We start from the raw sequence: 24,255 nt of genomic DNA on the forward strand, positions 1-24,255 counted from the left end.
TGAAGTATCTCAATTATATCTTTCTGACTTCTGCCTTCTGCCCTCTGCCATCTGCCTTCCCTCAACTTAGATCACCAAAAGTTGCCAAGAACCCAACTATTGCAAGCTTATTTTTGAGTGAACTTATAACTTTTTTTCTATTAACTGTACGTTAGTAAGCACCGCTCTTATTTGACACAACTTTTAAAGTTTTGAAGATTAGACTAATATCATAAACGATAGACCACTTACGTTGGTAGTCTAAGTCCATGTGAACAATATCTTCAAAGTCTTTAATACTGGAGCGACCATGAGCCTGCCATTCACCAGTCATACCTGGCTTGACATTCAAACGTTCCCAGTGGTGCTTTGAGTAGTGTATCACTTCATTAGGAGTGGGAGGGCGGGTGCCTACTAGACTCATTTCCCCCAGCAGCACGTTCCAAAACTGAGGAAGTTCATCTATGCTAGTGCGGCGAAGAAACCTTCCTACACAGGTAATGCGAGGGTCATTCTCATTTTTGAATATCCGATCGCTTTGAGCTTCATTCTTAACTAAATGCTTAAGTTGATCGGCTCCAACTGACATCGACCGGAATTTCCAAATTCGGAAGTGACGCCCATTCAAACCACAGCGAATTTGACTGTAAAATATAGAACCTGGGTTATCTAACTTAATTGCGATCGCAACTGGAATTGCTACGAATACTGTAATCGATAGCCCGATAATGGCACCCAAGATGTCAATCATTCGCTTGGCTTTACTGATTACAGAGGGATGAACTGAAAGTTTAACTTTAGGAACAGTATGGGTATCATCTAGAACTTGCATATTAAAAGGATGGGAAGTAAAGGTATTAGACATAGTAATTGCAGTTTCAGTAGGTAAGTTTATGAACTTGGCCGTCTGTACATTTACTTATTTCAGTAACCTGTAAAAGCAGGAATGAGATTTTCTAATAGGTTAAGCAAGTAAACATGTCACTAGTTAATCTGTTCTTTAAATATTTGCAATTACGGTAGCGATTAATACTTTATATTTAAGCATTCAACATCGTTACGACGGCATCCTAATTCTCATAAATTTCAAACACTAAATCCATCTGAGTCAGTTCAAAGATCATCCGAACAGGTGCTTGCAAATTGCAAATTACCGAACTACAGGCACTTGAACGTATAGATGAAACCCCTTTAAGTAAAGCGGTTAAGCCTGAACTATCTATAAAATCTACTTTGACTAGATGAATCACCCAAAGAGTAGTGTTACAAGCAACTTTTAATCAGTCTTGGTGATGAATTAAAAGTTCAAATCGTTTTCAAATCCAGACTTATTTGGTGTAGCTAATGTGATTTGGCTACTTTGTTCTTCACTTTGGCGTCGAGCAAACGCGTAGGTTAGTACTAAACGTAAAAAGATAAAGTTGCCTAGAAGATAGCGCTGCCAAAGTCGAGTCGGTTCCATTGCCAGTCGCCACAGCCACTCCATACCAACAGAGCGAATTGGATAAGGGGCACGGGCTACACGTTCAGCCATAAAATCGAACAGACCCCCTACACCCATACAAGTGATACGAGGTAATTGGCTAGCGTATTGGTTAATCCAAATTTCCTGTAAAGGTACGCCCATCGCCACTAACAGCAGGTGAGGGCGGGCTATCCGAATAGCCTCTAATATTTGCTGTGTTTGTGTTTCAGGGAAATAGCCGTGCTGAGTTCCGGCAATTATCAACCCAGAATATGCTTTCTTGAGGTTAGCTGCCGCTTCTTCAGCTACACCCGGCTTACCACCTAAAAAATAGACTGATAAACCTTTTGCCGCCCCTTCTTTGCACAGAGCCGGAACTAAATCAGTGCCATTTAGATTATGCACCAATGGTGTACCCAACAAAGCACTACCCCAACGAACTCCGCTCCCATCTGCCAACAACAAATCACTCTGCTCTAACGCCTTTGCCAATGCTGGGTTTTTGGCAGCAGTTACCATAGTGTGGGCGTTGGCATAATACACGCGACCACCCTGCCGCTTCAGCAACTGCACCATTAATAGTTCAATTGCTTCGTATAAAGGCATACGATCAAAATCAGTATCAAGAAAAGTAACTCGGTCTGCCATATAATTTAATGCTTGCCATCTGGAGTTGCAAAATAGTAGAGTTCAGAGCATTGCCCATATTTTTTGCTCACCGGAAATTTACTGACAGTGTTTTACATGAATTGACACAAATAATTAAGGCTGCTGATAAATGAAATTACCTGCAACAAAACTGAAATCTTTGATATATCAGGGCTTTTGAAATACTTGACTTTTTAATGTGTAAGAACCATAAAAGATTTGATACGAATTAGTTGAGTAAAGACCTAATGAAGTCTACGTATACTTTCGTACGCAAATACCGATATAAAATACTATCTGATGGCTACTTAAATTATTTTTTATACAGTATCCTAATGAGGAATAAAGTTATCCAGCTAACTATCCGTTTGGCTGTAGCGTACAGATAGTTTAAATTTCATAATGAGATAAGTAGGCACGATAAAACAAACGTATGTTTAATTTTTTCAAAGCTGTACGATAAACAATTTATAAGCTATTTGGTAAAGTTACATTTCTTTATATAGCTTGGTTTTTTAACGCTGATTGACTGACTACATCACATAAAAAACCAAAAAAATCAGAGATTTGACAACTACAGAAATAAGATAAGAAACAATTGTTGCCACATAAAATTGGTGTTGAACAGATGATTATGTTGAGTGAAAATATTTCAAGTAGCGAGTGAGAAGTTTTGTTTATCTCGTCATTGCCATAGTCAGGTAATAATAGTAGTCTGTGGACTTGTGAGATTGCAATTTTATTGCTTATGCTTTTTATCTGTTATTGACTGAAGCCTGTCTGGGAAAAAATAAAAATTTATTTTTTCTATTTTTTTTGCTCTTAACTGATGATTTAGCTCAACTTATTCGCCCAAAGCCTTATTATTACCTTCATTCAACGCTGACGATCAGCTACGCTGGGCGGTTATGTTATCGCACTTCCTTTGCGCTCATTAAAACTATTGTATAGTAGGAATTTCCATTTGCAGATAAGTCTAAATATATGAAAAGACACCGAATTATGGTTATTGGTAGCAATGTCATGACCGTGCAGCGCGTCAGCAGTCATTGCCTAAAACAAAATGCAGAAGTTTTTCCATATTATTGTATTCCCACACCTGAAGAGATAACTTTGTTTGAACCTCATGTATTGGTGCTATGTCTGCCCATACCTGAGGAATTCCAGCATCAACTACTTCAGCCTTACATTTTGTGGTCAGAACAACTCGTGAATGACATCTCACCACTGGCTACCACTTTTACAGAATTATCTGCTTGTTTACATAAATTCCTTTAAGCTTAAATCAACCCTTGACGTACGGCTAAAGCTGCTGCTTGAACGCGATCATCAACGCTAAGTTTGTTGAGAACCATACGTACATAAGACTTGACAGTTCCGAGTGAGAGGTAGAGTTGGTTTGCAATCTGCTGGTTTGAGCGCCCTTGTGCAATAAGTTTAAGAATCTCGCGTTCGCGATTACTGAGAATAGGTTGCGCTATTATCTGAGATACAGGAACATCGGGAGCGACAGTAGTTGACCTAAGCATCCGAGCAACTTTTTGAGCTATTAGAGGATCTAAATAAGCACCACCTTGAAGTATCAATTGAATGACGGCGATGAGCTGTTCCCATTCAATGGTTTTAAGACAGTAACCATCAGCACCAGCTGCAAGCATCCCCATGACCTGGATATCGTCATCGAAGGCACTTAAGGCTAGAACACAAGTAGTCAAACAGTTACTTTTTATGTGCTGGGTAGCTGTAATCCCATCCATAACTGGTAAATCGATATCCATTAAAACTACATCTGGTTGGAGTTGGCTAGCTAATTTAACAGCCTCTCCACCGTCTAATGCCTCTCCAACTATACTAAAACCAGGTTCTAGGCTAAATTGCCCTTTCATCCCTCGGCGGATTAAAGCATGATCGTCAACTAATAGAACCCGCACAGTTTTCTCTTCGTCAATATTAGGCATCATTCTTGCTACATCTGGTTGTATTCTGTTCATCGTTGCAATCAACTTTATTTATGGCACTTGGGAGAGTAAACCAGAAAGTACTTCCCTCTCCAAGAGAACTTTCAACCCCAATGTTTCCTCCGTGAGCCTCAATAATTTGACGACACAAGTACAAACCAAGCCCACTTCTTCCACGATGCCCTCGTCCTTGAATAAAGCGGTGGAACAGCTTTTCCTGAGCTTGTGGTGCAATTCCTGAACCGTAATCACGCACCGAAATCCGCACTTGTTCTTCATAAGGCGTTATCTCAATAAAAATTTCCCCATTAGGCTTACTTACCCGCACAGCGTTATCAAGTAAGTTTTGTAAAACCCTTTGAATTTCTAATTCATCACCATAGACAGTTGGTAGCAATTGAGAAGTTTTACAAATGAAGGCTAACTCTCGTGTAGATGTTGCTTTGATATGACCAATTACTTTAATTAAAATCTTTTCCCAATTCAGGCGATCGCACATTAAACAAGCGCTGCCTGCTTCATAACGGGAGATATCTAAGAGGAGTTCTACAAGCCTAAGCAGATCCTCATTAGCTTCATGGTATTCTTCAAAAACTTCCTTCCAAGTATCATTTACTGAACCAAAAGCTCCTTTAAGCATACAGTCTAAAGTGTTACGAGTGGCAAGTAAAGGAATACGTAGGTCGTGGGAAAGTGCAGATATCATATCTTCAAGCTGTTGGTTACGCACCTCAATACTTTGTTGACGGTGACGAGTCTTATCAGCCATCGCGTTAAGAACTCCAGCTAGTTGCCCAATCTCATCTATAGACGAATGGCACAGTTGCACTTCCATTTGTCCCGCTTGCCAAAGTTTACAAACTTGTGTCAATTTATTTAATGGAAGTTTGACTCGCCAATGCAACAACTGGATATTTAAAATTGCTATTAACAAAATGATTAATGTGCTGAAAATGTTGATCGCAGTGTTAACATTGTTCAAGCGCTGTATACGATTTTTGCGAACTTTCAAAAGCGTCTCTTCGTGCTGAATGAGTTTCCCAATCTCGTTGTGCAAGGAATCAAATAAAGTGCTTTTTGTCAAAGCAGAATTCCTTACAGAACCAGAAAGCGCTTTTTGCTTTAACTCTTTTTGCCACTGGTTATAGATATATTTAATTTTATTGAGTTGCTTTATTTGAGCAGGGTTGTCTTGTACGAGATTGTACAGATGGTTGAAGCTTTTGTGGAAGGTGGGCTTCTTCTGACGATAATCTGTAGGATTAATTCGTCCCTGACTGGAATATTCTAGAAAACCTTTTTCTTGATTGTCGATCACAGCATTGAGTAGACGTTCTCCTTCTCGCCCTACAAATAAAGCATGAGTTACCTGTTCAGATGCCTCATGATTTAAGCGTGCTATCAAGAGGTTGAAAACTTGCTGTCCGAATAAAAACAACACTAGCAGTAAAATACTAGTATGCAGAGGGTTTAAAAAATTACCTTTCCTAGATGAATGAATTAAGAAAGGTATCAAGCTAATAGCTATCACTATCTAATATCTCTACCACCTTAATTAAAGTTACCTAGAATACTACTTAAAACCCATATACACCAGTTATGCAAAAGTTTTGCTGGTGTTCAACTATGATTCAAAAGCGTTAACTGTACATGTATTACATATCAATATCCTTCATACTAACAACTCAATTGTATTAAATAATGTCGCAAAAACATACTACTATCTTTTTTACAAAAATTAACATAATACGTAAAAATTAATAGTTTTTTAGCTTCATGGTTTTTTTCCAACTGATGTCAGTTGCAGAAAAGGAGCACACAATAGTAGTTTTTTTACAGAGTTCCATAGTAGATTCCTCTACCATTAGTGCCAATAAAGACTAGTCCAAATTTCTGCCAGCTAGCCTCCATTACATTAGGCTCATTGCCAATAGGTTGGTGTAAAAAGGCGATATTTATCCATGTTTTTCCTTTGTCGAGAGAGCGAAAAACTCCTTCGCCCATACCAGCAATTTCCCCATATAAATACAGTGCAGGAATTTTGCTTCCCTTCTGTGCCTTACCAAGGGCGAATAAATAAGCTTTTTTCACTTTAGGAATCTGGGCAAATTTCACACCGCCATTTGTTGAGCGATAAAGTCCGTGAGAGTTAAGACTGAGCCAAACTTCGCCATTAACCCCTGGAACTGTTTTGAGCATAGACCAACTTTCGGAAGGCAATAATGAGTTTACAATCCTAAAAGATGCACCTCCATTCTTACTACTGTATAACTTGCCACCACTGTAGTAGTAAAAAGTTTTGCCATCTAATTTGTCAGCTACTAATGGTTGACCCCAGTACCACGGCCCTTTGGGGCCTTTGGGTAATCCTGATACTTTGCTCCAAGAAAATCCGCCATTGGTTGTGCGAATAGCCTGTCCTTGATTAATAATTGCGACAAATAGATTGGAATTTGTTGCAGACATGGCCACACGCAACGGGATTGTGTTCTTTGGAAACGAGGAGAATTTTTTCCATGTCAGTCCCCCATCTTTCGAAGTTGCTCCCGTATAAGTATTGTTCCATCGATTACCACCGACACGTACCATTTGTGAAGGATTTCTTTCGCTATAAGCAAGGCTATAGGTATCCTGGAACCGAGGACTATTTTTGCCGCCAAACTGCGTACATGGGTAGACATCTAGCCCATTGTTGTGGTCAAACCCATCCGTATCAGCAACACCGCTCAACAATTTAGAGCCTCTTCGAGGCGAGACTAGTGCAAAGCTAACTATCTGCTCGTGTCCTTTTTCATAGTTCGACCAAACAGATGACTCTGCATTGATGTTGTCTGTCCGCCATGTTCCATACCAGTCTGTTAACCATAACCGTCCGGGAGTTTTTGGGTCAAACTCAATAGCTGAAGTTGAGGAGGCAAAATACCACTTAGGCCACCAGGGCACTTGAGGTTTCAAAGTATGCTTTTTCTGTTGCCATGTAGCTCCACCATTAGTAGATTGAAATATTACACGATCATTTGTTGTGGAAACGTACTGGTCATAAACAATTAAAAGGTGATTGGGATTATTTGGATTTACAGAAATGGCATTAAATGTAGTTTTTGCGTTACTTGGTGTGATATTGCTCCAAATACTGTTTGCATATTTGCTGACACCTGAATTATGCGTTACATACAGAACTTCGTCATTTGCCAGAGCCATTCGATTCACTTTTGATGGACTTTCTGGTATTTTGTTCCAGGTAATACCCGTATCAGTGGATTTATATATGCCATTTCCATAGAGATTGGCATAGACTAGTCCAGACACATTTTTGTTAAATACAATACCTGCAATTCCAATATTTGCTTTTGACTTTTCGGGAAAGGAGCTAACCTTGCCCCATGTTGTGCCACCATCTGAAGACTTCCATAGCCCATTCAACCGCGAGCCAAATAAAATAACATTGGAATTAAAGGGATTAACGGCTAGCCTCTCTCCTAGCCAACGTTTAGTTTCATTCCCGCCCATTGGTAAGTCTATTTTCAGCTTATTCCAGGTTCGACCGCGATCGCTCGATTTAAAAATTGTTCCTAATCCACTCCAACTAGTGGTATATTTACCTGCTGCTATGTATACAATATCTGGGTTATTTGGGTCAAGTGCTAAGGCTTCTCCCCCGTAGTAATTGCTGTGTTGCAAGCTAAATATATCTGTTAGCGGAATCCATTTGTAGTCTTTTGCATTCCACCGATAAAAGCCACCCATATCAGTTCTGATGTAGGCTAGATTTCGCTCTCGTGGATGCAAATAAATGCCTGTAACATAACCACCTCCTCCGATAGAAACATTAGTCCAGTGATAGTTTGATGTAGTACTCCAACTAGACTTAAGAGGTGTAAATTTGACGACAATAGCCAACGCAACTATAGCAATACAAATTGTTTTCCCTAGCTGCCTCCAGAAACGGTGATCGCTCATTGCTATTTTCATGATATTTGCAAATATTTACTTTAAAATACTTTACAAGAAGTAAATTATTTTAAAGTAAATTAGGTAGAGCTAGGTGGATATCTAGGTGGATAATTTTTTTAAACCCTAGAGGATGCTGTCTGCATTGATGCAATTATTGACCATCAGGCAGTTTTGCTATTGTTGTTTAAGATGGAAACTTTATTAAGAATTATGAATAAATTTTTCAGCAACGATGTAGTAGAATCCTGAAAATGTACTTAGGCGAATCGCAAAACCCCACCTAAACTTTGTAATTCCGCAGCCAAGTTCCCGACTTTAGAGGATTTTTAATGGCCAATCATACAGAAATCTCTGCGGGCTACTCTAGCAGTTTGAGAAAATTAGTAACGAGAAAAGGATGTTGGCAGCGTTACTTACTTCTAGGTCTAGCGACCAACATAGCATTTTGGGTTTCAACTTTCCTTTATCTAAAGCTTACACCACCGACCTACACTAGTTCTTCAGCTGTTAATCTGCCAGGAGCATGGTCAAATGCCAATATTAATCTACCAGACATTGGCTATGCTAATTATGAAAATGTGTCTCCATACGCTGCTCTTTCTTCTCAAGATCCAAGAGAAATTTATAAATTTATTGCTGAAAGCGACCCAATATTAAAAGCGGCAGCAGGTCAACTTAATATGTCATTAGAAGAGTTTGGCAAGCCTCGGCTCAAGCTAATAATTAATACTTCCATGATGAGCGTTGATTTTCAAGGCGCTAGTCCCCAGGAAGCTCGAAATAAATCTTTAGCTTTTTACAAAGCCTTGCAAGCAAGACTCAACTTACTACGAAATCAAGAAGCTGTTCAAAGAGATATAGGTTATCAAACGTCCCTGATTTCTGCGCAAAAAAAATTAGCAGCCGCTCATCAGCGCCTTGCCGATTATAAAGCACGTTCGGGTTTGAACTCTGAAGATCAAATTAAGGATTTGACAACCAATATTGAACAGCTACGTAGACAACGAGCTGAAATAATTGGTCAACAGCAACAGGCTACTACTCGTCTGGCACAATTATCGAACAATTTAAAACTATCTGCCGGACAAGCTACAGATGCTTTTACTCTTCAAACAGACCAGATATTTCAACAGAACTTAAAAAATTATAGTGATGCTAGCGCTTCTCTGGTTGTTTTGGAAACCAAATTTCTGCCTAACCATCCAACATTAATTACAGAGAAAGCGAAAAGAGACGCTGCTCAACAGGCCTTGCTAAATCGAGGTCAGTCTCTTTTAGGGCGAAAAGTCACTTTGGCAGTTCTAAAGCAGTTGAGCCTTAGTAGCAATAACTCGGGTAGCAGCGTTCCTCGAGACGCTCTTTCTCAAGAACTAGTGATAGTTCAGGCAGACCAAAAGGGATTTACTGCTCAAGCTCAAGCAATAGAACAACAGATTAACCAGCTTGAGAATCGGCTGAAGAATCTAACACAGCTAGAGACCACGTTGGATTCGCTCAAGCGTAATACGCAAATTGCTGAAGCGGTCTTTTCCTCCAATTTGACCAGACTGGATATTGGCAAGTCGAATACCTTTGGTTCTTATCCACTGATTCAACTTGTTATACAGCCTACATTACCTGAGAACCCGAGTTCCCCAAAAGATAAATTGGTTTTACTAGGTTCAACTTTAGGCTCTCTTTTCGTATCCTTTGGACTGGTGTTACTTTGGTGGCGCGAACGTAAAAATTTAATATCTGATAAGACTGTGATTATACAGAGGAAGAGAATGGAACAATGAAACCTCAAAACTTGGAAGAAAGTCTTGTCTGGTATTGGATAATTAGTACCTATGGATTTTATTTTATTGGTATTTTATATCCGATAAATTTTGTATTAGCCTGGATACTGTTTTTTTACCTATGTAAGCGGCTGTGGAACCAAACAGCACACACTAGTATTGAGAAAAGAATCAAAGTTTATTGGATACATTGGGTTTGGATTGTCTCTATTCTGGTCATAGCGATCGCTACAATTGTAGGCTGTATAACTTATGACGTAGGTACAAATCAAACTCTTAGATCATTAATTAATTGGTTTACAGATTGGGCTTTGCTAGCACTATTTCCATTAAGCGGCTGTCTTAATATTCGACCACAACTAATCTATAGAGCCGTCTGTATCTTATGCCTTCAAAGTCTGATTTTAATTCCCTTCTTTTATTTAGCTTGGATCTTACATTTGCCTGCACACCTATATTCTTCTCCAATTGAAAGATTAATACAAAATGGTGAGCTTTTTTACAATGTCAATCTTTATGGTAGTGATTACGGTACGAATGATATCCGTCTATTTCTATTTGCACCTTGGGCACCAGCGCTCGGTCTTCTTGGAAACATCTACTTCTTCCTTGTTCTTGAAGAACCTAACAACAAGTGGCGCTGGATTGGTATAGTCAGTTCTTTAGCTATGAGTATAGTGTCTGTTTCTCGCTTATCTTTTATAGCTTTACCAATAGTTTTTATATTAGTTTTGTTACTTACAAAAATTACTAAACCTACTACGCAAATTGCGATCGGATTTGTTAGCTTTTTAGCAGGTATTTTTAGCACGGCACTTGTTGGTACTATTAGGGATGCTAAAGAAGCATTTTATAATGCTAGACCGGACTCTTCACGAGTGCATGAAGCCTTAGGTATGATTGCCTTGGAGAAATGGAAAGAAGCTCCGATATGGGGTCATGGTTTTCGGGAAGCACCAGGGCCTAAAGCATTAGCAGAAATGCCTATTGGCTCTCACCATACTTGGTTTGGTCTCTTATTTGTTAAAGGGATAGTTGGCTTCATCGCTTTTTTAATACCAATTTTATTGAGTTTTATAGTTTTGCTTATTAAAGCAGAGAAAAGCACAATTGCCAGAGTAGCATTATATTTTCTTATCACTCTATTACTTTTTACATTTAATGATAGTCAAGAGGCTTTAGCTTACCTATACTATCCTGGTTTAATCATCATGGGAATTGCATTTAAAGAAGAAGTTCAGTCTCCTAACTCTTCTATTCAGAATAAACCTAAAGCTGCTTATATTTAAGTTTTAACTTGATAAAAAATATATTATCTCTTAAGGATGGCCTCATGTTAATCAAAAAGCTAAGGCAAAAATTATCTAGCCAATATTTGCGTAATGTTGGTTGGATGGGGGGAGCAGAGTTAATGAATCGTGTGTTCCGATTGGGAACAACAGTCACTTTATCTCACCTGTTAAATCCTTACGATTATGGATTGATTGCAATCGTTTTGACTACCAATGAATTTGCAACTGTTTTTACCTTAAGAGCTGGAATTGGATCTAAGATTATTCAGGCATCAGAGAAGGATCTGAAAATTATTTGTCAGACATCTTACTGCCTTAATTGGATACTATGTGGAGTAATGTTTATTATTCAGTGTACTGCTGCTTTACCAGTTGCTTGGTTTTATAGTAACAATCAAGTTATCTTACCTATCTGCATTATGGCATTAGTCTACTTAATGCTGCCAATCTTTGCAGTTCAGTCTGCCTTAATCCAGCGAGAAAATCGCCTAAAAATTACAGCATTATGCAATGCTACTCAGTCGTTCCTAATCAATATTCTCACTATATGTTTAGCTCTATTAGGGATGGGAATGTGGGCTGTTGTTGTACCTATTGTTATTACGACTCCAGTATGGATTGTTATCAATCTGATGAATCATCCTTGGCGACCTACCATGTCTTTTAGTTTTAACAAATGGCAGGAAGTTGTTAGTTATGCTAGAAATATTCTTGGCGTTGAGTTACTAAATAAGCTAAGAGCTAATCTTGATTACCTAATCATTGGACGTTTTTTAGGAGTCCAGGCGCTAGGAATTTACTATTTCGCTTTCAATGCTGGCTTAGGAATCAGTATGAATGTCATAAATACAATGACTTGGTCTTTATACCCTCATCTTTGTGCTGCTAGAGGAAACGTTAAGCAGTTTCAAGAACGTTATTTTAGTAGCCTGAAAACATTTGCCTTAGTTGTATTTCCATTAGTTTTGCTCCAATCAAGCCTAGCCCCATTTTATGTACCAATTATTTTTGGGCAAAAGTGGGTAACAGCAATTCCAACATTGATAGTTATCTGCTTGTCAGCCCTTCCACGCCCATTTGCTGATGGCGCTTCTATGTTACTTAACTCTGTAGATAAAAGTCATATTAATCTTTACTGGAATCTAATTTTTACTGTAATTTTTACAATTTCATTATTAGTAGCTGTAAAATGGGGAATTTTTTGGGTAGCTGTTGCGGTGTTCATGGCTCATATATTAGCATTACCTCTTTACAGCATTTGGGCTAGTAAATATGTTTTAGCTAGAACTCAATCTTTATCAATTGCAAAATAAAAATTAAATAACTCTCAGTATTTAATCAAGGCTAAGTAAACATTTGGCTTTTTATATAAATAGCTTATAGCTACACTCATTCATTGAAAAATAACGAATAATAACGAGGAACTAAAATTAATGGCTACCACCCAATCGGAACAGCTGAAAGAACTTTTGCATCAATCATTAGAGAAATTAGAGACATTTAAAGAGTGTGCATTACTGGACTATCCTGACTATCCTAATATTGGCGATCACCTGATCGGGTTAGGTACTCTACTTTATTTAATCAATGTGCAAAAAACAAAAATTAAATATACTGCAAGTCCTAATAACTTTTCTAGCAAAGTAATGGAAGAAAGAATTGGAAAATCTGTTATTTTCCTGCAAGGAGGAGGAAATTTAGGCGATCTTTGGACTGCTCATCAAAAATTCCGCGAACAGATTATTTCCAAATACCGAGATCAACCAATAATTATTTTACCACAAAGTATTTATTTTGTTGAACCAATCAATTTAATGGAAGCAGCAGATGTATTCAATTCACATCCTAATTTGACTTTGTTTGTCCGTGACGACTACAGCTATGAACTTGCTCTCAAATATTTTTACAACTGTCAGGTAATTAAAGCACCTGATATGGCGTTTCAAATGGTTAACTTACCTGGTTTATTATCAAAGTCTAATCGTAGCAACTCTATTTTGTATCACTATAGAAATGATAAAGAGTTGAATCTAAGTAATTCTCATACTTCTATCAATCTTCCTAATTTAGTTGTAGACGATTGGACTTCTTTCAAATATGACACAACTGAACGCATGCAGCGAATTCGGGAAGGCTTGCAAAAAGGTACAGTAATTCCTGGGGAGTGGATATACCGACATCTCTGGAAATACTTCCATCATTATTCCTTTGGATTCAATCCCTTATATAACTCCTCAATGCATCTTAAATCCTTAAGTTATATGCATCATGGGATGTATCAATTCAAGCAGCATCGTCTAATTATTACAAACCGCTTGCATGGACATATTCTCTGCATTCTTATGGGTATTCCTCATGTCTTTTTACCTAATGCTTACCATAAAAATGAGGCATTTTATCAAGCTTGGACTTACTCAATTCCCTTTTGCAGATTTATAAAAGAACCTTCACAAATTCAGGTAGCTGCACAAGAACTCTTGGAACTATTTCCAAACTAACTGGTTTGTGTACCTACACTAGGAATTACAAAAATCCTTCTATTTTCGCTCTGGTTAAACTCTATGACAACTATATCTGTTATTATTCCTGCTTACAATGGTGAACGCACTATATTAGAAACGATAAAATCTGTTCTTCAACAAACCTTTTCTGATTTTGAGTTAATTGTTATTAATGATGGTTCAACTGATTCGACTTTAGAACTAGTGAAGACTGTTAAAGACCCTCGTATCAAGATTTTTTCATACAGCAATGCTGGTTTATCAGTAGCTCGTAATCGTGGTATTTCTCATGCCACTGGAGAGTTTATTGCATTTCTTGATGCCGATGATTTATGGACACCTGATAAATTAGAGTTACAACTAGCAGCATTGCAAAAACATCCAGAGGCGGGACTTGCTTATAGCTGGACTCTGAATATGAGTGAAACAGCAGAGATTTTTCACCCTGGTCATAATGTAGTCTATGAAGGTAATGTGTATGACAAATTATTACTCAGTAACTTTATTTCCAATGGTTCCAATCCTTTAATTCGTAAACAAGCAATTGAATCTGCTGGAGAATTCGATCTAACACTTTCTTCTGTAGAAGATTGGGATTATTGGTTTCGTGTAGCAGAACACTGGGATTTTGCAGTAGTCCCCAAACCTCAAATTCTTTATCGCCACTCTTCAAAATCTATGTCAACTAAAGTTGAGAAGATGGAGAAATATTTACTTATTGTCTTGGAAAGAGGCTTTCAAGCAGCATCACCAGAGTTACAAAATCTTAAAAATAGAAGCCTAGCAAATATCTATCAATATTTAACGGGCATGGAACTGGCTCATGTAACTAATAGAGAACAGGTCAACCAAGCTGGTCGTAAATTGTGGAAGACGGTTTCTTTATATCCCCAGATTTTGCTAGAAAGAGTAACTCAGCGTTATTTAATTAAATGGCTGGTAATGCTAGTTTTTTCTCCTCAAATTGCCAAATACTTGACTCGACCTTTTTCTTTGGCTAGGTCTGTTGCTGTTCCAAAACTGCAATAGAGGCTGTATAAAACAATTTTTTAAGACTAATTCATTAGTAAAATTTAGCAATTTATTAAAATCACATGCCAACTATATCTGTCATTATTCCCGCTTATAATTCTGAGCGCACAATTATCAATACAATTGACTCAGTACAACAGCAAACTTTTTCTGATTTTGAGATAATTGTTATCAATGATGGTTCAACAGACGGAACTCTTAAGCTACTAGATGAGCTGAAAGATAGTCGGATAAAAGTCTTTTCCTATGAGAATGGAGGTTTATCAGTAGCTCGTAACCGTGGTATCTCTCATGCTAAAGGAGATTTTATTGCCTTTCTTGATGCTGACGATTTATGGACAGCCGATAAGCTAGAACTTCAGTTGGAAGCTTTGCAGAAAAATCCAGAGGCGGGTGTTGCCTATAGCTGGACTTATTTTATGGATGAACAAACTGGAAATTGCCACATGGAGCGGCCTATCTTTTTCCAAGGTAATGTTTTGGCTAATTTATTAACCTGGAACTTTATTGCTAGTGGTTCAAATCCCTTAATCCGTAAGCAAGCGATTGAATCTGTAGGAGAGTTTGAACCTTTAGTATCAGGAGCAGCAGATTGGGATTATTGGTTGCGTTTAGCTGCAAAATGGTCGTTTGTTGTAATTACCAAACCACAGATTTTTTATCGTCAATCTTTAAATTCAATGTCATCTAAAATTGAATTTATGGAAGAGTGTCAGTTCCAAGTATTGGAGCGAGCTTTTCAATCAGGAACACCAGAAATTCAAATATTGAAAAATCATAGTTTAGCTTATGTTTACCGATATTCTTGTCGGCTCTGCCTCACAAGAATTACAGGTGATGAAGGAGTTGAAAAAGCAAGTCAAAAGTTGGGTAAGGCAATTCAGCTATATCCAAAAATTCTCTTGCAAAAGGAAACTCAAAAGCTAATAATTAAATTGTTTTTGAAAAAAATACTTGTAGATAATATATCTGGATACTTGTTCCAGATTATTAGTAAAATTCGCGTTACTTACGTTCAAAAATTAAATATTCATGAATAAAGAATCGATTGAGGCAACTTGTAGTACTTGCCACTTGGTAACTCAATGGGATAGTTACTCAGTCTTCTTGTGGATAATGGTGGATAGATCGGTTGCTAAAAATTTCAATTAGACTATCCACACATAGAAAATATTATATTTTTAGATACATTAGTTTCAATAATGAATATTAGACGGTAATATTTTACATTACCTGGTGAAAAGTTAGCAGGTGGGGTTCGTCCTCTGACTAGACGGATAGCCAGGTGGATAAATATCTTACTTTTTTAGATACTATCACTAGAAGGTGCGATCGTATCCATCAGGTAGTATTCCCATTGCTATATCAAAGATTACTGTAATATCAGTAAAATCTGAAATCAAAACTGAAACTAAAGTCAGTCTAGAAAATGAAAAAAGTTTCTGTAATTATTCCGGTTTATGGAGTAGAGAAATATATAGCTGCTACTGTACAATCTGTTCTTGAGCAATCTTATACAAATTTCGAGCTTCTAATTATTGATGATGCTTCTTTGGACAGGAGTATAAATATTTGTCAGCAATTCAATGACCCCAGGATTATAATTATTCACCAGGCAAATCGAGGGGTATCTGGAGCTAGGAATACTGGTATTCGCCATGCTCAAGGAGAATATTTAGCTTTTTTAGATGGAGATGACCTTTGGTTACCAGAAAAATTAGAAAAACAGATTGCTCACTTAGAAAATTCACCAGCAGTCGGTGTTAGCTTCAGTCGTTCTGCTTTTATTGATGAAGCTGGACAAGCTTTAGGTACGTATCAGATGCCCAAGCTTAAAGAAATCACGCCATCTTATTTACTCAGTTGCAATCCGGTTGGTAATGGCTCGGCTGCGGTAATTCGCAGAGAAGTTCTGGAAGCGATTAAATTCCAAGATAATCTTTACGGTACTAATGAAGATTGTTATTTTGATGAACGTTTACTCCAATCAGAAGATAACGAATTTTGGATTCGTATTTCCATTAAAAGCAATTGGCAAATAGAAGGCATTCCAGAACCATTGACCTTGTATCGTGTTAATTCAAAAGGGCTTTCAGCAAATATGCTCAAGCAGTTAGATTTTTGGGAAAAGCTAATTGAAAAGACACGCTCCTACGCTCCAGAAATATTTACTCAAGGAGAAACAATAGCTAGAGCTTACCAGTTGCAGTATTTAGCTCGTAATGCCGTACGACTACGAGAAGGTTCAATGGCTGTAAAATTAATTAATCGAGCGTTAATAGCTGACTGGCATATTCTTCTTGAAAATCCAAAAAGTACAATTTTGACACTGGTAGCAGCTTATTTACTTTTACTCTTACCTCAAAATGTTTACAATAAATTTGAAGCTATGGTTTCAAATAATATAATAGCGGCTAACCAAAAACGTCGTATTCTTCAAGAAGATATCTAGAAATAATTAAGAACTTTTTATGCAAAAAGCATAATTATATTTTTTATATAGTGTATAGGAAATTTAATTAAATATTAATTAAATAAAATCAATAGGAATAGTTAACAATGAAGAAAGTTTCTATCATTATTCCAGTTTACAAAGCAGAAAGATATATAGCTGCCACACTGCAATCAGCTCTTGATCAAACTTACGAAAACTTCGAGATTTTAATTATTGATGATGGTACTCCTGATAAAAGTATAGAAATTTGTCAGCAATTTACAGACACTAGAATTAAAATTATTCGTCAAAATAATCGGGGTCTACCTGGGGCAAGAAACACTGGTATTCGCCATGCACAGGGAGAATATTTAACGCTTTTAGATGCTGATGACTTATGGTTGCCAGAAAAATTAGAAAAACACGTTAAACATTTAAATAATTCGCCTAATGTCGGGGTAAGCTTTAGCCGCTCTGCTTTTATTGATGATAATGGGAACCCTTTAGGTATTTATCAAATGCCTCAAATGCAGGGAATAACTCCAGCAATTATCCTTTGCCGCAATCCAATTAGCAATGGTTCGGTAGCAGTAATTAAAAGAGAAGTTTTTGAAGCTATTGAATTCCAAGACAATCTTTACGGTACAGTTGAAAATTTTTATTTCGATGAGCGATCGCGTCATACTAATGGTGACTCAACAGATGTTGAATGTTGGTTTCGGATGTCTGTTAAGAGCGATCTGCAAATAGAGGGTATTCCTGAAGCTTTGACTTTATATAGGGTAAATTCAGGGGGACTATCAGCAAACTTGCTCAAGCAGTTAGATTCTTGGGAATTAGCAATCTCTAGAGCACGTTTATACGCCCCAGAAATAGTTAATCAATGGGAAACACTGGCTAGAGCTTACCAGTTGCGGTACTTAGCCCGTAGAGCAGTCAGCTTGCAAGATGGTGCAATGGCTGTGAAGTTAGTGAATCAAGCATTAGCAACCAACTGGTATATTCTCTCTAAAGAACCACGTCGTACACTTTTGACCCTGGCAGCTGCCTATTTCCTTCGGCTTTTGCCCCAGTCCCTTTACAGTCGAATCGAGACTGTTGCTTTAAAGACTACAGGATATACTCAAAGACAGCGCATTTCACAAGGCTTAGGGGGGAGCAACGCGATTTCGTGAGGTTGCCCGCTCAAAGGACGTGTATAAATGAGCTTTAACGCGGCTTTTAGAACGAATCACTCACTTGAGTCCCTGTATAATTGGGAACCCAACCTTCGGCATTGGTGCAACCCGCCGCAGGCATTGCAAAATAGCGTACTCCTTTGAAATTCAACGATGCAGTTGGGCTGCACCAATGCTCAACGCCAGCGGGGATGTAGAGATAGTCTTGTGCCTGAACTAAAAGCTGTACCTGACTGCCATCAAGTCGCACGAAACCATAAATCATTTCTCCTGACAATACATAGAGGGGTTCAGCCGCAGGATGAGTATGGTAACGACTGTAGGTTGCGATTAGGTGATGAAGATTGAACGAACCTGGATGCACATTTAGTAAGTCACACCAGAGAGCGCCATTTTCTTGCTGAAGAAATTCAAAGACGCTGTTATGGAGTTCTACGCAATAACGTTTCTCAGCCTCAGTTAAAACGTCTTGGTGTCGCAAATTAGGGAAGAGTAGCGATGTTCCTGGGTCGTAGTGTTTGAGTTGAATGCCAAGAGGCGCAAGTTCGCGAGCTATTTCGCCTAAATCGCTCTCAATCGTACCGTCGTCAAGTAGTAGGTTAGCCATGACAAAAAGACTAATTAACTGTTAAGAAGAGTATACTCAATTTCGATCTAAAAAAACCCTATTCCCGATTGACAAACCGGGGAATGGGGCATAGGGCATGGGGAATGGGGAGAATTATTGAACAAATTCCTTCCTTGTCTCTTCTCAATGCCCATTAAAAGAATAAATTTATCGCCAGAATGATGCTTATTGGTACCACTAGCATCTAAGCTAGTACGGGTGAACTATATACAGCATGGAATGTCTGACTTAATTCTGTTTTGGCATCGGCGCGATTTACGCATTTCTGACAATACGGGACTGGCTGCGGCAAAAGAGCAGAGTCCAAAGGTAGTGGGCGTGTTTTGCCTCGATCCGCATCTTATAGAACGGGATGATGTTGCTCCTGTGAGAGTAACTTATATGATTGGCTGTTTGCAGAAACTTCAAGAGCGATATGCTCAAGTTGGTAGCCAGTTGTTAATACTACATGCCGATCCTGTACAAGCAATACCAGCTTTAGCCGAGGCTTTGAAGGCCAAAGCTGTTTTTTGGAATTGGGATGTAGAACCTTATTCACAAGAACGCGATCACACTATTATAAATGCCCTTAAAGAAAAAGGTATTGAGTTTCTTAACCAAAACTGGGATCAAATCCTCAACTCCCCAGAGGAGTTACGCACGGGCAGTAACAATCCTTACACGGTTTACACTCCCTTCTGGAAAAATTGGCTTGCTAAACCAAAGAGTCAACCAGTAGAAACATTGCAAAATGTTGAGGGATTAACGGAAGCTGAACAGGAAAGTGCCAAAGTTGCAGGAGCGATCGCATTACCTTCAGCAAAAGATTTAGGATTTATTTGGGATGGTGACTTGATTATTTCACCAGGAGAAGCGGCGGCACAAGAACGATTAGAAGAATTTACTAATAAAGCCATTACTGAATATCAAGAACAGCGCAATTTCCCCGCAGTTGACGGAACATCACAACTGAGTGCAGCTTTAAAATTTGGCGTAATTGGCATTCGCACCGTTTGGCAAGCCACGATAGAAGCACAGGAAAATAGCCGCAGTGACGAAACAGCAGTTAATATCCGCACATGGCAACAGGAATTAGCTTGGCGGGAGTTTTATCAACACGCAATGTACAATTTCCCCGAATTAGCTGATGGTGCTTTCCGCGACGCCTTTAAGAATTTTCCTTGGCAAACTAACGAAGAACACTTCCAAGCTTGGTGTGAGGGGAGAACTGGCTATCCGATTGTAGATGCAGCAATGCGTCAGTTAAACGAAAGCGGCTGGATGCATAACCGCTGTCGAATGATTGTCGCTAGTTTCCTCACTAAAGATTTGCTAATTAATCCCCAATTGGGAGAAAAATATTTTATGCAGCACCTAATTGATGGTGATTTATCTGCTAATAATGGTGGTTGGCAATGGAGTGCTTCTAGCGGCATGGACCCCAAACCTGTACGGATTTTCAACCCAGCTAGCCAAACGCAAAAATTCGATCCAGAGGGAGAATATATTCGGCAATGGGTGTCAGAATTGCGGTCTGTAGATTCAGAATATTTAGTTACTGGGAAAATTCCACCTTTAGAACGTCATGCTGTTGGTTATCCTGACCCAATTGTGGATCATAAAATCCAGCAACAGCAGTTCAAACAGCGTTATCAACAGCAAAAAAACGTTAGTAGTGTTGAGTAAAATTGTGAATTTTTTAATGTTATCTCTCTTACGCATTGACAAATAAGATAATAAATGCGGTAGTAAAACAACTGGAATCAAACAGATAAGAAACACCAATTTATGACCTCAACCACAACTTACACTTACGATGTCGATGGCAAAGTGATATCTGAGAGGACAGACAACAACAGTGATGGGATAATAGACTCAGTTATTACCTACCGTTATGACCTGACATCCACGAGCGTTGACGACAACCGCGACGGCAAAGTTGATTATGTCCGAACCTTTACTTATGATGCCAAGGGCAACGAGACATCCATTAGCGATGATGACAACGGCGACGGCAAACTTGATTATGTCCAAACCTTTACTTATGATGCCAAGGGCAAGTTGACATCCTTTAGCGATGACAACAACGGCGACGGCAAAGTTGATTATGTCCAAACCTCTACTTATGATGCCAAAGGCAAGTTGATATCCAAGAGCATTGACAACAACGGCGACAGCAAACTTGATGATGTCCAAACCTTTACTTATGATGCCAAGGGCAAGTTGACATCCTTTAGCGATGACAACAACGGCGACGGCAAACTTGATGATGTCCAAACCTCTACTTATGATGCCAAGGGGAACAAGATATCCTTTAGCCATGACTACGACGGCGACGGCAAACTTGATAATGTCGAAACCTTTACTTATGATGCCAAGGGGAACAAGATATCCTTTAGCACTGACGAAAACGGCGACGGCAAAGCTGATGATGTCCAAACCTATACTTATGATGCCAAAGGCAAGTTGATATCCACCAGCGGTGACAACAACGGCGACGGCAAAGTTGATTATGTCCAAACCTATATTTATGATGCCAAAGGCAAGTTGACATCTACCAGCGGTGACAACAACGGCGACGGCAAAGTTGATTATGTCCAAACCTATACTTATGATGCCAAGGGCAACCAGACATCCTTTAGCAGTGAAAACGGCGACGGCAAACTTGATTCTGTCCGAACCTATACTTATGATGCCAAGGGCAACCAGACATCCTTTAGCACTGACGAAAACGGCGACGGCAAACTTGATTCTGTCGAAACCTCTACTTATGATGCCAAGGGCAACCAGACATCCACGAGCATTGACAACAACGGCGACGGCAAAGTTGATTTTGTCATAACCTTTACTTATGATGCCAAGGGCAACAAGATATCCACTAGCCGTGACATCAACAATGACGGCAAAGTTGATGATGTCCAAACCTTTACTTATGGACGCGCATCCGCTAGCTATGACTTCAACAATGATGGTGTAATTGATGCAGTTGGCATCTACAGCTACGATTTTAACGACAACCTGAAATCACAAAAAATTGACAATAATGATGATGGCATCTTTGATGAAGTCACCGCTTATAGTTACGACGCTAACGGCAAACAGACTACACAGGTAGTTGACAAAAATAATGATGGCATCCCTGATGAGATTACCACTTTCAACTACGATCGCAATGGCAAACTAATTTCCGCAGATATTGACAACAACAGTGATGGCATTATTGATGCAGTTGCCACTTATCTATATGATACTAATGGTCAATTAATCAGCAAAACCACCACAGACACAAATGTGCCAAAGATTACTTTAAACGGTGGCAACGGTGCAGATGAACTCAGTGGTGGGGCTGGTAATGATCAAATTTCCGGCAAAAACGGCAACGATAAACTCTTTGGATTAGCCGGAAATGACGAACTAGTTGGTGGTACTGGTAATGACATCCTCAATGGTGGGGCTGGGCGTGATACCCTTACAGGCGGTTGTAGCGCTGATAAATTTGTGTTCAGTAGTCTGAGTGATTCGCTGCTGTCTAGCTTTGATAAAATTACTGACTTGAAGATTTCTGAAGATAAAATTGATGGGCTATATGAAGTTAGCGCTGCTAATTTAGTTCAACTTGGCACTGTTGCGAGTTTAAATCTCTCAGATATACAACAGATATTGACTGCAACTGCTTTTGTAGCTAAAGGTGCGGCAACTTTTACCGTTGGTACAGGCAATAAAGAGCAAACTTTTCTGGCACTCAACGATAACACTAATGGATTCTCTGCCCTCACAGATGCTGTGATTGAGATTAGTGGTTACAAAGGTAGCTTGAATAATTTAGCAGTTGTTTAACTTCATGCTGCTGACCAAAACTAGGTTCGTTGATTCAAAACACAAGTCTGTAGCGATATATTACTTACGTCTTGACTGGTAAACGAAAAATTGTCCATAAGATGAGCAGGAAGATTAAGTAAATTGCGCCAACCAGCCCAAACTCAATTAAAGGAATATAGGTTACTTCGTAAATTCTGCCCAAGCCGCGTTCAGTCAGTCCATAAACAGCCAGTACACTCACTAAAAAGGCTGCATAGATAGTACGTTTAGTCCAGATACCCACAGGTAAACCATGAAGTTGAGTAAGCACCAGAATGCCAAGAAAACCAAAGAAAAATGTTGGCCACTTGCTTTGTCCTAGCATCAACGACACAACAACACTATGTAAAAGCACTGTAATTTCCAAAGTAAATGTCCACCAACGGTTTACATGGGTGCGGTTAAAGATTAACGACGATTGGAGCAGAAGCAAGAACATATACAGAAAACCAATTAAGTGCCCCACAGTCGCTTCCATTGGGTGATACCAGAAGGTGTAGATAGCGGCGAAGGAGAAAAAGTAGCCGTGATACAGCTTGATAATTTGCAAAAACTGTTGATGGAATGGAACAGAATTGCCAAAAAATAAACCGCGTCGAGGCGTTTCTAAAATCAGTACGAAGACTAGTAATAGTACAACCGCACCTTGAGAAGCCCAAATTGAAGTATCTTGAGCTAGAGCATCGTACCAAATATATGTCTGGAAAAAGTGTAAAGCAATGAATATACCATTAATGGCAAGCATGAGGTAATTTATCGGGTGCAACGCTGATTTGTATTTCAATTGCGATCGCTGCGCCCACAAGATACACGCCCAGATGCTAAACTGATGCCCAAGGTACATACCCCAAGCCGTTACTCGACTCCAAAAGGTTGGTTGGGGAAGCTTCCAGTAGTACCAGTTTAATCCTTGGTCAGGAAGTTTGATAATGCTTGCAGGAATGCTTCCACCAATCCAAATTGCGTAGGTAAGGAGGATGCTTATAAAGATACCTAAAAATAATACTCGGCGACCTGTCATATTAATTCGTAATTCGTAATTCTTAATTCAGACCTAAATTTTCAAGCTACACGTTCTGTTTTTGATTCAGATGCACTTTTAGTTATTCGCAAACTAAGAGTCAAAGCTACCAATATTACTATAAATCTATTCAAAAAAGGAGCAGAACTCCCAAATTTCATAAAACTAACTCCTACCCACGTTGGCCCAGCGATGCGTGCCAATGCAGATCAAGAACTGGTGATTCCTAATATTTGTCCTTGTTCTTCTGGAGGTGTCATCTGGAAAACCAAGCTGTTCAATATTGGTTGACTGAGACTAATTTCCCATGCCACAAGTGTGGTGGCGACTAATAATAAAATTAAGCTTTGTGAAAATCCAATTAATAGTAATCCTAAACTCAATCCTAATATTCCCAAGATAAGTAACTTGATTTCACCCAATTGTTTCCTGAGGAATTTAATTAGTCCTCCTTGAATAATACCAATTCTCTAAAATTGGACTACAGATGAGAGAATAAGAATAAACCAGATGAAGGATGAACAATGTCAGGGATATATCAGCTAGAAAT

The 24,255-nt window shown here is 38.8% G+C and carries 20 protein-coding genes; 11 read left to right on the top strand and 9 right to left on the bottom strand.

The genetic code is table 11. From position 1 onward, the window contains the following. Positions 1-151 precede the first annotated feature (151 nt). The 3 genes from V7K89_RS33590 to V7K89_RS33600 all read right to left on the bottom strand — a co-directional run bounded on the left by V7K89_RS33590 (position 152) and on the right by V7K89_RS33600 (position 2,092). On the bottom strand, positions 152-811 hold the full coding sequence (locus tag V7K89_RS33590) for a sugar transferase (RefSeq protein WP_335195170.1): 660 nt from the start codon (positions 809-811) through the stop codon (positions 152-154). 238 nt (positions 812-1,049) lie between these two features. After that, entirely contained in the window at positions 1,050-1,229 is a 180-nt protein-coding gene (locus V7K89_RS33595; protein ID WP_335195139.1) for an STAS domain-containing protein, read from the bottom strand. 47 nt (positions 1,230-1,276) lie between these two features. Further along, positions 1,277-2,092 (bottom strand): WecB/TagA/CpsF family glycosyltransferase, encoded by an 816-nt coding sequence (locus tag V7K89_RS33600; RefSeq protein ID WP_335195140.1) that lies wholly within the window; start codon positions 2,090-2,092, stop codon positions 1,277-1,279. Positions 2,093-3,076: 984 nt separating this feature from the next. Here V7K89_RS33600 and V7K89_RS33605 point away from each other — a divergent pair. Continuing rightward, complete coding sequence (locus V7K89_RS33605) at positions 3,077-3,370, top strand: hypothetical protein (RefSeq protein WP_335195141.1); 294 nt, start codon at positions 3,077-3,079, stop codon at positions 3,368-3,370. A 2-nt stretch (positions 3,371-3,372) separates the two neighbouring features. Here the strand turns inward: V7K89_RS33605 and V7K89_RS33610 are convergent, their stop codons facing one another. The 3 genes from V7K89_RS33610 to V7K89_RS33620 all read right to left on the bottom strand — a co-directional run bounded on the left by V7K89_RS33610 (position 3,373) and on the right by V7K89_RS33620 (position 8,022). Beyond that, entirely contained in the window at positions 3,373-4,083 is a 711-nt protein-coding gene (locus tag V7K89_RS33610) for a response regulator transcription factor (RefSeq protein WP_335195143.1), read from the bottom strand. Then, on the bottom strand, positions 4,043-5,491 hold the full coding sequence (locus V7K89_RS33615) for an ATP-binding protein (protein ID WP_335195145.1): 1,449 nt from the start codon (positions 5,489-5,491) through the stop codon (positions 4,043-4,045). The genes V7K89_RS33610 and V7K89_RS33615 overlap by 41 nt, the downstream gene beginning before the upstream one ends. 392 nt (positions 5,492-5,883) lie before the next feature. Next, positions 5,884-8,022: a WD40/YVTN/BNR-like repeat-containing protein gene (locus V7K89_RS33620; protein WP_335195146.1), complete on the bottom strand. Its 2,139-nt coding sequence runs from the start codon at positions 8,020-8,022 to the stop codon at positions 5,884-5,886. Positions 8,023-8,333: 311 nt separating this feature from the next. Between V7K89_RS33620 and V7K89_RS33625 the strand changes: the two genes are divergently transcribed. From V7K89_RS33625 to V7K89_RS33660, 8 genes are all read left to right on the top strand, one after another. Next, positions 8,334-9,782: a GumC family protein gene (locus tag V7K89_RS33625; RefSeq protein WP_335195148.1), complete on the top strand. Its 1,449-nt coding sequence runs from the start codon at positions 8,334-8,336 to the stop codon at positions 9,780-9,782. After that, positions 9,779-11,071, top strand: a complete 1,293-nt coding sequence (locus tag V7K89_RS33630; protein ID WP_335195149.1) for an O-antigen ligase family protein — start codon at positions 9,779-9,781, stop codon at positions 11,069-11,071. Before V7K89_RS33625 ends, V7K89_RS33630 begins: the two co-directional genes overlap by 4 nt. 44 nt (positions 11,072-11,115) lie before the next feature. Then, the gene (locus V7K89_RS33635; protein ID WP_335195151.1) at positions 11,116-12,387 is read left to right on the top strand and encodes a lipopolysaccharide biosynthesis protein; all 1,272 of its coding nucleotides are present in this window, start codon (positions 11,116-11,118) and stop codon (positions 12,385-12,387) included. Positions 12,388-12,507: 120 nt separating this feature from the next. Next, entirely contained in the window at positions 12,508-13,572 is a 1,065-nt protein-coding gene (locus V7K89_RS33640) for a polysaccharide pyruvyl transferase family protein (RefSeq protein WP_335195153.1), read from the top strand. Positions 13,573-13,635: 63 nt separating this feature from the next. Further along, positions 13,636-14,604 carry a glycosyltransferase family 2 protein gene (locus tag V7K89_RS33645; RefSeq protein WP_335195155.1) on the top strand — a complete coding sequence of 323 codons (969 nt, stop codon included), beginning with the start codon at positions 13,636-13,638 and terminating at the stop codon, positions 14,602-14,604. Between the two features lie 65 nt (positions 14,605-14,669). After that, on the top strand, positions 14,670-15,647 hold the full coding sequence (locus V7K89_RS33650) for a glycosyltransferase family 2 protein (protein ID WP_335195156.1): 978 nt from the start codon (positions 14,670-14,672) through the stop codon (positions 15,645-15,647). Between the two features lie 389 nt (positions 15,648-16,036). Then, the gene (locus tag V7K89_RS33655; protein ID WP_335195158.1) at positions 16,037-17,059 is read left to right on the top strand and encodes a glycosyltransferase family 2 protein; all 1,023 of its coding nucleotides are present in this window, start codon (positions 16,037-16,039) and stop codon (positions 17,057-17,059) included. A 107-nt stretch (positions 17,060-17,166) separates the two neighbouring features. Next, the gene (locus tag V7K89_RS33660; protein WP_335195160.1) at positions 17,167-18,216 is read left to right on the top strand and encodes a glycosyltransferase family 2 protein; all 1,050 of its coding nucleotides are present in this window, start codon (positions 17,167-17,169) and stop codon (positions 18,214-18,216) included. A gap of 46 nt (positions 18,217-18,262) precedes the next feature. On the opposite strand, the gene V7K89_RS33665 is transcribed toward V7K89_RS33660, so the two are convergent. After that, positions 18,263-18,826, bottom strand: a complete 564-nt coding sequence (locus V7K89_RS33665) for a 1,2-dihydroxy-3-keto-5-methylthiopentene dioxygenase (RefSeq protein ID WP_335195162.1) — start codon at positions 18,824-18,826, stop codon at positions 18,263-18,265. A 240-nt stretch (positions 18,827-19,066) separates the two neighbouring features. Between V7K89_RS33665 and V7K89_RS33670 the strand changes: the two genes are divergently transcribed. Next, a complete protein-coding gene (locus V7K89_RS33670; protein ID WP_335195164.1) occupies positions 19,067-20,512 on the top strand; it encodes a deoxyribodipyrimidine photo-lyase, 8-HDF type in 1,446 nt (481 codons plus the stop codon). Between the two features lie 102 nt (positions 20,513-20,614). After that, positions 20,615-22,663 (top strand): bluetail domain-containing putative surface protein, encoded by a 2,049-nt coding sequence (locus V7K89_RS33675; protein WP_335195165.1) that lies wholly within the window; start codon positions 20,615-20,617, stop codon positions 22,661-22,663. 64 nt (positions 22,664-22,727) lie between these two features. On the opposite strand, the gene V7K89_RS33680 is transcribed toward V7K89_RS33675, so the two are convergent. Both V7K89_RS33680 and V7K89_RS33685 read right to left on the bottom strand, forming a co-directional pair. Further along, positions 22,728-23,705, bottom strand: a complete 978-nt coding sequence (locus V7K89_RS33680; RefSeq protein ID WP_335195166.1) for a hypothetical protein — start codon at positions 23,703-23,705, stop codon at positions 22,728-22,730. A gap of 209 nt (positions 23,706-23,914) precedes the next feature. Further along, positions 23,915-24,127 carry a hypothetical protein gene (locus V7K89_RS33685; protein WP_335195168.1) on the bottom strand — a complete coding sequence of 71 codons (213 nt, stop codon included), beginning with the start codon at positions 24,125-24,127 and terminating at the stop codon, positions 23,915-23,917. Positions 24,128-24,255: the final 128 nt, after the last annotated feature.

Source organism: Nostoc sp. (assembly GCF_036917515.1).
Lineage (GTDB): Bacteria > Cyanobacteriota > Cyanobacteriia > Cyanobacteriales > Nostocaceae > Nostoc.